This window comes from Salinispora mooreana (assembly GCF_000379065.1).
GTDB lineage: Bacteria > Actinomycetota > Actinomycetes > Mycobacteriales > Micromonosporaceae > Micromonospora > Micromonospora mooreana.
The window spans coordinates 284546-296691 of sequence record NZ_KB900614.1 but is presented as its reverse complement, the minus strand read 5'-3'; the positions used below and the strand labels follow the sequence as shown (position 1 = coordinate 296691).

At 71.7% G+C, this 12146-nt stretch carries 12 protein-coding genes; 6 read left to right on the top strand and 6 right to left on the bottom strand.

Annotated features, from left to right (window positions below; genetic code table 11):
* Positions 1–93: 93 nt before the first annotated feature.
* A complete protein-coding gene (yczE, locus tag SALPAC6_RS0101345) occupies positions 94–765 on the bottom strand; it encodes a membrane protein YczE (protein ID WP_018251647.1) in 672 nt (223 codons plus the stop codon).
* A 60-nt stretch (positions 766–825) separates the two neighbouring features.
* Here yczE and yczR point away from each other — a divergent pair, with 60 nt between their 5' ends.
* A complete protein-coding gene (gene yczR, locus SALPAC6_RS0101340) occupies positions 826–2283 on the top strand; it encodes a MocR-like transcription factor YczR (RefSeq protein ID WP_020493528.1) in 1458 nt (485 codons plus the stop codon).
* A gap of 94 nt (positions 2284–2377) precedes the next feature.
* On the opposite strand, the gene SALPAC6_RS0101335 is transcribed toward yczR, so the two are convergent.
* Entirely contained in the window at positions 2378–3007 is a 630-nt protein-coding gene (locus SALPAC6_RS0101335) for a TIGR03085 family metal-binding protein (protein WP_018251645.1), read from the bottom strand.
* 127 nt (positions 3008–3134) lie between these two features.
* Here SALPAC6_RS0101335 and SALPAC6_RS0101330 point away from each other — a divergent pair, with 127 nt between their 5' ends.
* Positions 3135–5012: an ABC transporter ATP-binding protein gene (locus SALPAC6_RS0101330; RefSeq protein WP_050563424.1), complete on the top strand. Its 1878-nt coding sequence runs from the start codon at positions 3135–3137 to the stop codon at positions 5010–5012.
* Positions 5013–5111: 99 nt separating this feature from the next.
* Positions 5112–6878, top strand: a complete 1767-nt coding sequence (locus SALPAC6_RS0101325; protein ID WP_018251643.1) for an ABC transporter ATP-binding protein — start codon at positions 5112–5114, stop codon at positions 6876–6878.
* 61 nt (positions 6879–6939) lie between these two features.
* On the opposite strand, the gene SALPAC6_RS0101320 is transcribed toward SALPAC6_RS0101325, so the two are convergent.
* The 3 genes from SALPAC6_RS0101320 to SALPAC6_RS0101310 are packed head-to-tail and all read right to left on the bottom strand — an operon-like array spanning position 6940 to position 9056.
* Complete coding sequence (locus SALPAC6_RS0101320) at positions 6940–7536, bottom strand: TetR/AcrR family transcriptional regulator (RefSeq protein WP_018251642.1); 597 nt, start codon at positions 7534–7536, stop codon at positions 6940–6942.
* Between the two features lie 30 nt (positions 7537–7566).
* Positions 7567–8322: an ABC transporter permease gene (locus SALPAC6_RS0101315; RefSeq protein ID WP_018251641.1), complete on the bottom strand. Its 756-nt coding sequence runs from the start codon at positions 8320–8322 to the stop codon at positions 7567–7569.
* A complete protein-coding gene (locus SALPAC6_RS0101310) occupies positions 8319–9056 on the bottom strand; it encodes an ABC transporter ATP-binding protein (protein WP_018251640.1) in 738 nt (245 codons plus the stop codon). Before SALPAC6_RS0101310 ends, SALPAC6_RS0101315 begins: the two co-directional genes overlap by 4 nt.
* 118 nt (positions 9057–9174) lie before the next feature.
* On the opposite strand from SALPAC6_RS0101310, the gene hisI reads away from it, so the two are divergent.
* From hisI to SALPAC6_RS0101295, 3 genes are read left to right on the top strand one after another with little or no spacing between them, the layout of a single operon-like run.
* A complete protein-coding gene (hisI, locus tag SALPAC6_RS0101305) occupies positions 9175–9618 on the top strand; it encodes a phosphoribosyl-AMP cyclohydrolase (RefSeq protein WP_018251639.1) in 444 nt (147 codons plus the stop codon).
* Positions 9615–11168, top strand: a complete 1554-nt coding sequence (locus tag SALPAC6_RS0101300; RefSeq protein ID WP_018251638.1) for an anthranilate synthase component I — start codon at positions 9615–9617, stop codon at positions 11166–11168. Before hisI ends, SALPAC6_RS0101300 begins: the two co-directional genes overlap by 4 nt.
* Positions 11165–11731 carry a Trp biosynthesis-associated membrane protein gene (locus SALPAC6_RS0101295; RefSeq protein ID WP_018251637.1) on the top strand — a complete coding sequence of 189 codons (567 nt, stop codon included), beginning with the start codon at positions 11165–11167 and terminating at the stop codon, positions 11729–11731. The genes SALPAC6_RS0101300 and SALPAC6_RS0101295 overlap by 4 nt, the downstream gene beginning before the upstream one ends.
* Positions 11732–11773: 42 nt before the next feature.
* On the opposite strand, the gene SALPAC6_RS0101290 is transcribed toward SALPAC6_RS0101295, so the two are convergent.
* Complete coding sequence (locus SALPAC6_RS0101290) at positions 11774–12007, bottom strand: hypothetical protein (protein WP_018251636.1); 234 nt, start codon at positions 12005–12007, stop codon at positions 11774–11776.
* Positions 12008–12146 lie beyond the last annotated feature (139 nt).

The following is a 12146-nucleotide window of genomic DNA, read 5'->3' as shown; positions in this document are numbered from 1 at the left end:
GACTACAACGGGTCGTCCTGTGCGTCGCTACCGGTAGGCCGGACAGCCGCTGGGGGGCGGGCGTGACGGGGACGGTGCGCGGGAGTGCACGGCTCAACCGGGAGCCGGGACTGGGGTGGAGGTGGGCGGGGTGGGGCTGGGCGGGGTGGGGTTGGGCGGAGGAGGGACCGTCACGCGGGGCAGCACGAACTGGGTCAGCGGGCCGATGGTCAGGGCATACGCCACCGTGCCGGGGCCGACCGCGCCGCCGAGCAGCCAGCCCAGCCCCAGTACGGCGACCTCGATGGTGGTGCGGACGAGCCGGATCGAGAATCGTGGCCGGCGGGCGACGAAGCCGGTCATCAGGCCGTCGCGGGGGCCGGGGCCGAGCCGGGCGCCGAGATAGAGTCCGGTCGCCGTGCCGTTGGCGACGATCCCGCCGACGAGTAGGGCGGTTCGGGTGGCGAGCGGCAGGTCCGCCGGTAGCAGGGCGAGGGTGGCGTCCACCACGAGACCGATCACCACCACGTTGCTGACCGTGCCGAGGCCCGGCCGCTGCCGCAGTGGGATCCACAGCAGCAGCACCAGCGCCCCGACCGCGATGGTCACCGTGCCGAAGGAGAGCCCGGTGTGCCCGGCGAGCCCTTGGTGGAAGACGTCCCAGGGGTCCAGGCCGAGGCCGGAGCGGATCATCAGGGCCAGGCTCACGCCGTAGAGGGTGAGCCCAGCGTAGAGCTGGGTCAGCCGTCGCGCGGGCCGGTAGCTGAGATTGCCAATCTGGTTCACCCGTGCCAATCTAGTAGCCAATCAAGTAACCAGTAGAGCCAATGTTGCTGGAGTGGCCCCATGACGAGTCAGATACGCGGAACCCAATTGGCCCGGCTGCTCGGTCAGTGGCATGCGCTTCCCGGCCGTCGACGTAGCCCCGACTACGCGGCGCTGGCCGCGGCCGTCCGGGGGCTGCTCGCCGATGGGCGGCTGTCGCTGGGCGTTCGGCTGCCGGCCGAGCGGGAGCTGGCGGAGGCGCTGCGGATCAGCCGGACCACGGTCACCGCGGCCTACCGGGAGCTTCGCGACAGCGGCCATCTCGCCAGCCGGCGAGGTGCTGGCAGCTGGACCATGCTCCCCGGCAACCATCGGATGGCGGGGTGCGGCCTCTGGACCCCGCTCGACGGCCGCGAGATGCTTGATCTTGGAGTCGCGGCCCTTGCCGCCCCGCCCGAGCTGCTGCCCGCCGCCCAGGCCGCCGCCGCGGACCTGCCCCGCTACCTGGGTGGGGCGGGCTACCACCCGATCGGTATCAGCGAACTGCGGGAGGCCATCGCCCGCACGTACGACGATCGGGGCCTACCCACCTCACCCGAGCAGGTCATGGTCACCAATGGCACCCAGCACGCCCTGGACCTGGTGCTCCGTCTCACACATAGTCCGGGCAGCAGTGTCCTGGTGGAGGCGCCCAGCTACCCGAACGCCCTGGCCGCGCTGCACGCCCGGCGGGCGCGTATCAGCACTCACGGCCTCGCCCCGGATGCCCTTGGCTGGGACGCTGACCTCCTGCTTGGCGCCCTCCGCCAGGGGCGGCCCAAGCTGGCCTACCTGATCCCCGACTTTCAGAATCCGACCGGCCACCTGATGTCGGCCCAGCTACGGGAACGGCTGGTCTCCACCGCGCACACCGTCGGCTCCGAACTCGTGATCGACGAATCGTTTGTTGACCTGTCCCTGGACGGTGTGGTGATGCCCCCGCCCACGGCCAGCTTCGACCGACACTCCCGGGTGCTCACCATCGGGGGGATGAGCAAGACGTACTGGGGCGGGCTGCGGATCGGCTGGATCCGTGCGTCCGCGCCACAGGTGCAGCGGCTCGCCGCCGTCCGCATCGGGGTGGACATGGCGAGTCCGGTGCTGGACCAGCTGGTCGCCGTCCACCTACTGGCGCAGGGGCCGGCGATCGTGGCGGCCCGGCGAGCCCAGCTCACCGCCCAGCGGGACGTCCTGCTCGGTGCCCTCGCCGAGCGCCTGCCCGAGTGGCGGGTGACCGTGGCGCAGGGCGGAGTCAACCTCTGGGCGGAGCTCGACGGTCCGGTCTCCAGCGCACTCGCCCGCGCCGCCGAGCAGGTGGGCGTTCGCCTCGCCCCCGGCCCCCGGTTCGGTCTGGACGGGACGCTGGAGCGCTTCCTGCGGTTGCCGTTCACCCTTCCCGAGGCCGATCTGGTGGAGGCGGTCGACCGGATCGCCGCCGCCCGCTACGGCCTGGACCGCGTCGGCCGGCCGCAGTGGTCGGAGCCAGCGGTCATCGCCTGAACCGCGCGCAGCGCCAGCCCAGACGGTGATGCTTCCGCCATCCGGCGGGCTCAGGCACGGCTGGCCGGCGGCGCTTGTCGATCGTACGGGCGTTTCACAGCCCCAGCTGGGCGTCGCGCAGCCGGTCTGCCGGGCCCGTCGGGCCGTCGATCTGTACCCGCGCCGCCCGTTGCCGTCCGCTCAGGAAGAGCACCAACTCACTGGGGGCACCCACCAACCGGAGCTGCTCGCCGCCCCGACCGGCGGCTCGCTGCCCGTACCCCGGGGCCTGGACCAGCACCTCGGCGGGGAAACGGCGCAGCGTCAGCCGGGCCAGCCCCGATGCCCGCTGCCACAACGCCTGTTGCAGCCCCGCCGGCAGGTCGCGGGGCTGCCAGTGGGCTTCTGCCCGGCGAACGTCCTCGTGGTGGATGAAGAATTCCATCGTGTTGGCCGCCTCGTCGAGCAGCGGATTGCTGATCGGGCTCCACACCGGCGGCCGACGTACCTGGTCAACCAGGCCATCCCAGGGGCGGGCGGCGAGCTGTCGGCGGACCCGCTCGGCGTACTTGCGTAGCGGCGGTAACAGGATGCCGCCAGCGGCGTCCGGGCGGCGTTCCCGGAGCACCAGGTGGGCGGCGAGGTCCCGGGTGGTCCAACCCGCGTTGAGCGTGGGTGCGTCCGGTCCCAGCGTCTGCATCAGGTCGGCGAGTGTCTTTCGCTCCGATCGGGCGTACTGCGGCATGTCCTGATGGTAGGCCCAACACGCTCGCTGTGCCGATTGCACCGCACCGGGGCCCGCCCGACTCGGCAGACCGGGTTCCAGCGGGTAAGGATGAGAGAGATAATGGCGACTTACGGCGGGGGAGAACGTGGCGAGCGGGACGAGTCGGGACGTGCTGTGGCGGGGGCTGGTCGTCCTCGGCCGGGCGATTCGGGAGCAACCCAGGATCTTCGCGGTCGCGGCGAGCTCCAGTGTGCTCTTCGGGCTGCTGGTCGTCACCAGCGCGTACGTGGTGGGTGCGGTGGTCGGCGACGTGGTCGTTCCGGCGATCGCCGAGGGCTCGGTGCCCGCCGCTGCGCTCGCCCTGGCCGCCGTTGCGTTGTTCGGGCTCAGCGTGCTGCGGGTGGTCGGCATCCTCGGCCGCCGACTCGGGGCCGGCTACATGCAGTTTCGGCTCCAGGCCGCCTACCGTCGTCAGGTCACCCGCCGGTATCTTGACCTGCCGCTCTCCTGGCACCAGCGCAACGCCACCGGAACCCTGCTGTCCAACGCGAACTCCGACGTCGAGGCCGCGTGGCACCCGGTAGCCCCGCTGCCCTTCGCCGTGGGCACGCTGGTGATGCTGGTCGGTGCGGTGGTCTCACTCTTCGTCACCGATTGGGCGCTCGCCCTGGTCGGGTTGGGTGTCTTCCCGGCGCTCTTCGCCGTCAACGTCGTCTACTCCCGCCGGATGGCGCCCCGGCAGGACCGCGCCCAGCGGCTGCGGGCCGAGGTCAGTGGCATCGCCCACGAGAGTTTCGACGGCGCGCTGGTGGTCAAGACGATGGGCCGGGAGGCGCAGGAGACCGAGCGGTTCGCCGCGCGCGCCCGCGACCTGCGGGATGCGCTGGTGTCCGTGGGGCGGCTGCGCGGGTTCTTTGATCCCATGCTGGAAACCCTGCCCGGCCTCGGGACGCTCGCCGTGTTGGTGGTCGGCACTCTCCGGTTGCGGCAGGGCGCGATCAGCGTGGCCGAGCTGGTCAGCGTCGCCTTCCTCTTCACCGTGCTGGCGTTCCCGGTCCGCGCGATCGGCTGGGTCTTGGCCGAGCTGCCGCGCAGCGTCGCCGGCTGGGAACGGGTCCGGCGGGTCCTCGACGCCACCGGCGAGATGCCGTACGGCGCGAGGACGCTCGACCCCGACGACGCCGGTCCGGCAACGCTCACCTTCCGCGACGTCCACTTCGCGTACGAGCCGGCCGAGGCGCACCTGCCCGGCACCGAGGTGCTGGGTGAGGTCGGTTTCACCGTTCCGGCAGGGCGGACGGTCGCCCTGGTCGGGCCGACCGGCGCGGGGAAGTCCACCATCGCCTCGCTCGCTGTTCGGCTGGTTGACCCGCGTGCGGGCACCGTCGAGGTGGACGGGGTGGACGTACGTGACCTCACCGCGGACTCGCTGACCCGTACCGTCGCACTCGTGGCGCAGGTGCCGTTCGTCTTTGATGATTCGGTGCGGGCGAACATCACCCTGGACCGGCCCGGCCTCGGTGATGAGCAGGTGTGGGCGGCGCTGCGGTTGGCCGGGGCGGACGGCTTCGTCGCCGCTCTCCCGGAGGGCCTGGATTCCCGGGTCGGCGAGCGGGGCACGTCGCTGTCCGGGGGGCAGCGGCAGCGGCTCACCCTGGCCCGGGCCCTCGTTGGTCGGCCGCGTCTGTTGGTGCTGGATGACGCGACCAGCGCGGTCGATCCGCGGGTGGAGGCGGCGATCCTGGCCGGACTGCGCGCCGCGGAGCCGGGAAAAGCGGCGACATCGATCCTGGTGGTCGCCTACCGGCGGGCGACCATCGCCCTGGCCGACGAGGTGGTCTACCTGGAGCACGGGCGGGTGGTAGCCCGGGGCACGCACCCCGACCTGCTCGCCACCGTGCCCGGCTACGCCGAGCTGGTCACCGCCTACGAGCAGGCCGATGTGGAGCAGGCCCAGCAGCAGGAGTACGACGAGGTCCCGCCGCCGCTGACAACCGGCCTCGAGCTGGAGGTGGACCGGTGAGTCAGTCGCGAGCGAAGGGGTGGGACCGGTGAGTGCGAGGAGTGAGCTTGCGAGCCCCGCAGTCGCGAGCGAAGGGTGGGACCGGTGAGTAGTAGCACCATGGCGCCGGAGGCGGCGGCTGAGTCGACCTGGCGGACGCTGCGGCGAGGCTTGGCGCTCTCCCCGGAGTTGCGGGTCGGGTTGGCGGGCACGCTCGGCCTGGCGCTGGTCTACATGGTTGGTCGGGCGGCCGTGCCGGTGGCGGTGCAGCAGGGCATCGACAACGGCATCGCCGGCGGCCTCCGCCTGGATGTGATCTGGACGGTGGTGACCGTCACCGCGGCGGTGCTCGTGGTGACCACTACCTGCGGGTACCTCATGATGCGGCGGTTGTTCACGGTCAGTGAGACAGCCCTCTCCAACGTACGAGTTCGCGCCTTCCGACACGTCCACGACCTGTCGATGCTGCACCAGCAGTCCGAGCGGCGTGGGTCGTTGGTGTCCCGGGTGACCAGCGATGTCGACCAGATCACCCAGTTCCTTCAGTGGGGCGGTGTGATCCTGCTGATCAACCTCGGTCAGCTGGTGGTCACCACAGCGGTCATGCTCGCGTACTCCTGGCAGCTGACCCTGGTGGTGTACGCGGCGTTCGGCCCGGCGGTGTTCGTGATCCGGCGGATCCAGCGGCGGCTCGCCGGCGCGTACGGGATGGTGCGGCAGCGCACCGGCACGCTGCTCGGCGCGATCGCCGAGAGCGTGGTGGGCGCGTCGGTGATCCGGGCGTACGGCATCTCCGGGCGCACCGCGCGCCGGCTCGACGAGGCGATCGACAGCCAGCGGCGGGCCCAGCAGCGGGCTATCCGGATCAGCATCCTGGGTAGCTCGGTCGGGGAGATCGCGGCCGGGTTGGCGTTGGCCGGCGTGGTGGTGCTGGGGGTGCTGCTCGGCGCTGACCGCACGTTGAGCGTCGGGGAGGTGACCGCGTTCCTGTTCCTGGTGACCCTCTTCGTGCAGCCGGTGCAGATCGCCACTGAGGTGCTCAACGAGGCGCAGAACGCGATCGCCGGTTGGCGGCGGGTACTTGACGTGTTGGATGCCGAGCCGGATGTCGCGGACCCCGGCGAGGCGGGGCGGGAGCTTTCGCCGGGTCCCTTGGATATCCGGTTCGTCGGGGTGGGCTTCGCCTATCCGGGGGGCGCACCGGTTCTGCACGACATCTCGGTGGAGATTCCGGCGAAGAGCCGGGTGGCGGTGGTCGGCGAGACCGGCAGTGGGAAGACGACGTTCGCGAAGCTGCTCACCCGGCTGATGGATCCGACCGAGGGGGACGTGCTGCTCTCCGGGGTGCCGTTGCGGGAGGTGCGGTTCGGCTCGCTGCGTTCGCGGGTGGTGATGGTCCCGCAGGACGGGTTCCTCTTCGACGCCACGGTCGCAGAGAATGTCCGTTTCGCTCGGCCGGACCTCACCGACGAGCAGCTCATCGCCACCTTCGTGGAGCTGGGGCTGGCGGACTGGCTGGACGGCCTCCCGGCGGGCCTGGACACCGCGGTGGGGGAGCGTGGTGAGGCGTTGAGTGTGGGCGAGCGGCAGTTGGTCGCGCTCGCCCGTGCGTACGTCGCCGACCCGGATCTGCTGGTGCTGGACGAGGCCACCAGCGCGGTCGATCCGGCGACCGAGGTGCGTCTGCAACGCACCCTGGACGCGGTGACCCGGGGCCGGACAACGCTCGCCATCGCGCACCGGCTCTCCACGGCACAGGCAGCCGACGAGGTGATCGTGGTGGATCGAGGGCGGATCGTGCAGCGGGGTGCGCACGAGGAGCTGGTCCGCGACGCCGAGTCGGTGTACGGGAAGCTCTACGCCTCGTGGCTGGAGCAGACCCGGTGATTGCGGCGGGGCGAGCGACGCAGCCCTTCAGCGGCGGCGACTCAGCCCCTCAGCGGGGCGGCTAGCCCTCCAGCGGGCCGGTGAGATAGCGCTGCATGGTGGGGCCGACGGAGCCGATGAGTGTTTCGGGGGCAGCGCTGGCGATCGGCTCGAGCCGGAGCACGTGGCGCGCCATTGCCAGGCCGAAGAGTTGGCTGGCCACCAGCGACCCGCGGAGCGGTGCCTGCGCCGGATCCACGACGAGGTGGTCGAGGACCGGGCGCAGCACCTGCGTGGTGAGGAACTCGCGGAGCAGCCGCGCGGTCCACTCGTTGCTGACCGCCGAGCGCAGCAGCGCCACCGCGGGGGTGCCGGCGGGGGAGTCCCAGATGCCGAGGAAGGCGCGGACCAGCCGTTCCCCGACCTGGTCGGGGTCACCGGCGAGTACCGTCGGTACCACCTCGGCCGGGTCGGCCGGAGCGTTCATCGCGGCGAGGAAGAGCTTGTCCTTACTGCCGAAGTAGTGGTGCACCAGCGCCGGGTCCACGCCGGCGGTGGCGGCGATGGCACGGATGGAGGCTTTGTCGAAGCCCCGTTCGGCGAAGGTGGTCCGGGCCGCCGCCAGGATCGTCGCCCGGGTGTCCGGGTTGCCGGGTCGCCGTCCGATCCGTCGTACCATCGTCGCCCTTCGTTCGTTGCCGTCGCCGGGTCAGCCGCTGCGTCGTCGCAGGGTGGCGGCGGCGAGTACCAGCGCCAACACCGTGGCGCCGCCCACGATCGCAAGGTCGCGCCACATCGTTGCGGTCGGTTCGGCGCTCGAGCCGACTTCCTGCAACGCCTCGACCGAGTACGACAGGGGCAGGACGTCGCTGACCGTCTGGAGCCAGCCGGCCATCTCGTTGCGGGGCACGAAGAGCCCGCAGAGCAGCAGCTGCGGGGCGACCACGACCGGCATGAACTGTACGGCCTGGAACTCGGTCCGGGCGAAGGCGCTGCAGAAGAGTCCGAGCGCGACGGCGAGCACGGCGTTGACCGCCGCGATCAGGATGACCAGCCCGCTGCTACCGGCGGTGTCGAGATCGAACAGCCAGTAGGCCACCGCGGCTGCGATCGCCGCCTGCACCACGGCGGCCAGGCCGAACGCGATGCCGTACCCGAAGAGCAGGTCGAGTTTGCCCAACGGGGTGGTGAGTAGCCGTTCCAGTGTGCCACTGGTGCGTTCGCGCAGCATGGCGATGCTGGTCACCAGGAACATGATGATGAAGGGGAAGAACCCCAGCAGCACCAGCGCGATTCGATCGAACTGCGCCGGCTGGCCCGGTGGTGTCGGCTGGTCAGCGTACATGTAGTAGACCACCGTGAGGAGCGCCGCGGGCACGACCACGAGCAGCGCCACCGTGCGCCGGTCGTGGCGCAGCTGGCGCAGGATGCGGCCGGTGGTGGCGGCGAGGATTCGGGGATTCACGACGCCTCCTGCCCGGCCGTGCCGGCCTCGGTTGCCTGGATCATCCGCAGGAACGCCTCCTCCAGATCGTCCACGCCGGTCGCCGCGCGTACCGCCGCTGGTGTGTCGTTCGCGATCAGCCGCCCCTCGCGAATCAGCAGGAGCCGGTCGCAGCGGGCGGCCTCGTCCATCACGTGGCTGGAGATGAGCAGGGTGGTGCCGGCTGCGGCCATCGCGTGGAACCGGGCCCAGAGCTCCGCTCGTAGCACCGGATCCTGACCGACGGTCGGCTCGTCGAGCACGAGCAGCTCCGGGTCGCCGACCAGCGCGCAGGCCAGTGAGGCCCGGCTGCGCTGGCCGCCGGAGAGGGTGGCGACCAGCTGGCCGGCGGCTGCCCGCAGCCCGACGTCGGTCACGGCCTGGTCGGCCTGGGCGCTGCCCCGCCCCTGTAGGGCGGCGAAGTAGCGGGCGTTCTCCCGGACGGTCAGGTCCGCGTAGACGCTCGGCGCCTGGGTCAGGTAGCCGACCCGCCGGCGTAGCTGTGGGGCGCCAGCCGGGTGCCCCAGGACGGTGACCGTGCCAGCGGTGACGACCTGCACCCCGACCAGTGCCCGCAGGAGCGTGGTTTTACCGCTGCCGCTCGGCCCGAGCAGGCCGGTCACCGTCCCGCACGGCACGGTGGCGTTGATTCCGGACAGCACCCGTCGCCCGCCCCGGTCGACAACCAGGTCGCGAAGGGCGATGGCGTCCTGCACTGCGCACCTCCTGGGCAAAGACCTATCGTTGAACTCAACGGTAGGTGAATTTCATTGGGTGAGCAAGGCGCACGGGTGCCGTACCACCCGCCCGTCGGGTATCGGAGAATGGGTGACTATGCCCGTACCTGACGCGCCGTCGCCCGGCGCCCTGCCCGGCTCGGACCCGAGCGGCGGTCCGGCCCGGCCGTCCCACCTGGACCCGGCCATCGCCGCGCGCCTGCGCCGAACGTCGGACGGGCTCCTCGCCGCGGTGGTCCGCCAGTACGGCTCCGCCGAGGTGCTGATGCTCGCCTGGATGGACGATGAGGCGCTACACCGGACGCTGACCACCGGTCGGGCCACCTACTGGTCCCGCAGCCGCGGTGAGTACTGGGTCAAGGGCGCGACCTCCGGACATCACCAGTACGTCCGCGCTGTCGCCCTCGACTGTGACGGAGACGCCCTGTTGGTCGATGTTGACCAGGTCGGTCCGGCGTGTCACACCGGCCGGCGATCCTGCTTCCACAACAACCTGCCGGTCACGGGTGTGTCCGGCGACGAACGGCAGGTTCGGTCATGACCGACGGCACCGTCCGTCCGGACGCGACGACCTTCGCCGAGCAGGCCGCCGGGAGGCGGGTCGTGCCGGTCACCCGGCGGCTGCTCGCCGATGCGGAGACGCCGGTCGGCGTCTACCGCAAGCTGGCCGGTGGTCCGGGCACCTTCCTCCTCGAATCCGCCGAGCAAGGCGTCGGTTCGACCGGCATGACCTGGTCCCGGTATTCCTTCATCGGGGTCCGCAGCGCGGCCACCCTGACCGAACGCGACGGCGTCGCGGTGTGGACGGGTCAGCCCCCGACGGGGCTACCCACCGCCGGCGACCCGGTCGCGGTGCTTCGGGACACCGTCGCCGCTCTCGCCGGGCCACCTCCCGACGACACCGTCGGGCTGCCGCCGTTGACCGGGGGCATGGTCGGCTATCTCGGGTACGACCTGGTCCGGCACTTCGAGCGGCTGCCCGAACGCACCGAGGACGACCTCGGCCTGCCCGCGCTGGGGATGATGCTCGCCACTGATCTGGTGGTGCTCGACCACTACGACGGCTCGGCGCTCCTGGTGGCCAACGCCATCCTGCCGCCGCCGGAGGCGCCGGATCGGGCGGCGGCGATCACCGCCGCATACCACCACGCGGTCGGGCGGCTGGACGCGATGACTGCCGCGCTGTCCCGGCCGATTCCGCCGATGGCCTCCACCGTTGGCGCGGCGCCCGTCGGAGACGTGCGCTGCCGTACGCCCGAGAGCGGTTACCAGAAGGCGGTGGTGGCGGCCAAGGAGGCGATCCGGGCCGGTGAGTGCTTCCAGATCGTGCTGTCGCAGCGCTTTGAACGGGCGACCGAGGCCGACCCGCTCGACGTGTACCGGGTGCTGCGGGCCACCAACCCCAGCCCGTACATGTACCTGCTGCGCTTCGATGGCTTCGACATCGTCGGTTCGTCTCCCGAGGCGCACCTGAAGGTGGCCACCGAGGTGGACGGAGAGCGGCGTGCCCTGCTGCATCCGATCGCCGGCACCCGACCGCGCGGCAACTCGCCGGAGGCCGACGCCCAACTCGCCGCCGAACTGCTCGCTGACCCCAAGGAGCGCTCAGAGCACGTGATGCTGGTGGACCTGGGCCGCAACGACCTGGGGCGGGTCTGCCGACCCGGCACGGTCGAGGTGCCCGAGTTCGCCACGATCGAGCGGTACAGCCACGTGATGCACATCGTCTCCACGGTGGTCGGTGTACTCGCCGCGGACCGCACCGCCTTTGACGCGCTCGTCGCGACCTTCCCGGCGGGCACCCTCTCCGGTGCCCCCAAGGTTCGGGCGATGGAGCTGATCGAGGAGTTGGAGCCGGTACGGCGTGGGCTCTACGGCGGCACCGTGGGCTACTTCGGCTTCGGCGGTGACCTCGACATGGCGATCGCGATCCGTACCGCCCTGATTCATCGTGGGCGCGCTTACGTGCAGGCCGGCGCGGGTGTGGTGGCGGGTTCCGATCCGGCCGCCGAGGAGCAGGAGACGCGGAACAAGGCTGCCGCCGTGCTGGCCGCCATCGCCGCGGCCGAGACCCTGCGTGCGGCCCGGTGAGTGCTCGGGAGGAGGCCGGTCCGGGGCAGCCCCGGACCGGCCGGCGGGAACTGGTCTACGCCGTGCTCCTCGGGGTAGCCGGAGCGGGCCTTTCGATGTGGGCGGTGACCCGGGCCTGGGTGGTCGAGCTGGAGCCCCGCCCCGCCCCGTTGCCACCGGTCCGCGCTGCCCGCACCGGTGCGCAGCTACTTCCCTGGCTGCCCGCACTGGCCCTGGTCACCCTCGCCGGATGGGGCGCGGTGCTGGCCACCCGGGGGCGGGTGCGGCGGCTCCTCGGCGGCGTGCTGACCGGGCTCGCGGCGGTGGTGGCCGCTGGTGGCGGGTATGGCCTGCTCGCGGGGTTCAGCGGCGCGGTCAGTCGGCAGTGGCCACTGCTCTGCCTGCTCGGCGGCGGGTGCGCCGCGGTCGCCGGCGTGCTGACCGCGGCCCGGGGGGACCGATGGTCGGTGATGGGCGCTCGATACGAGCGGTCAGCGGGGGCGGCGACCGGCCCGGTGTCGGGCCGGAGCACCGGTGACGCCTGGGACGCGTTGGATCGGGGTGCGGATCCGACGGACGACTGACTGCTCCGCACCGACCGCGGCCGGTCCGGCTGGTCTGCCGACTCAGCCCATTGGCTGCGGGTCGCGGTCCGCGGTGAGTTCGGCGATGATCCGGTCCAACTCGGCCCGCTGGTCGGCGCGGGCCCGGTCGGCGCAGACGGCCTCCCACGCGTTGCCCCGTGCGGTGCGCATCTGCGCCTCGCCGACCACGGCGCGTTCGAGTGTGTGCACCACGCCGACGGCGAGCGAGGCGACCGTACGGGAGATGGTGGTGAGGCCGATGCTCTCAGTGCTCATGATCAATCCCGGAGGTCGGTGGGTGGCGCGGGCGGACGCTGAATCGAGTCTGCCCGAGAGAAATGCTCGTCGACTCACGTTCGTCGGAGTGTCCGCCGCGTCAACTCTGCCTTCGCGGCACTGACCTGGGAAGAGTCCG

Bases quoted from the DNA above. Each gene is read 5' to 3' on its own strand.
- yczR (WP_020493528.1), top strand. From the start codon at position 826: ATGACGAGTCAGATACGCGGAACCCAATTGGCCCGGCTGCTCGGTCAG.
- SALPAC6_RS0101335 (WP_018251645.1), bottom strand. From the start codon at position 3,007: ATGCCGCAGTACGCCCGATCGGAGCGAAAGACACTCGCCGACCTGATG.
- SALPAC6_RS0101325 (WP_018251643.1), top strand. From the start codon at position 5,112: ATGGCGCCGGAGGCGGCGGCTGAGTCGACCTGGCGGACGCTGCGGCGA.
- SALPAC6_RS0101320 (WP_018251642.1), bottom strand. From the start codon at position 7,536: ATGGTACGACGGATCGGACGGCGACCCGGCAACCCGGACACCCGGGCG.
- hisI (WP_018251639.1), top strand. From the start codon at position 9,175: ATGCCCGTACCTGACGCGCCGTCGCCCGGCGCCCTGCCCGGCTCGGAC.
- SALPAC6_RS0101300 (WP_018251638.1), top strand. From the start codon at position 9,615: ATGACCGACGGCACCGTCCGTCCGGACGCGACGACCTTCGCCGAGCAG.
- SALPAC6_RS0101290 (WP_018251636.1), bottom strand. From the start codon at position 12,007: ATGAGCACTGAGAGCATCGGCCTCACCACCATCTCCCGTACGGTCGCC.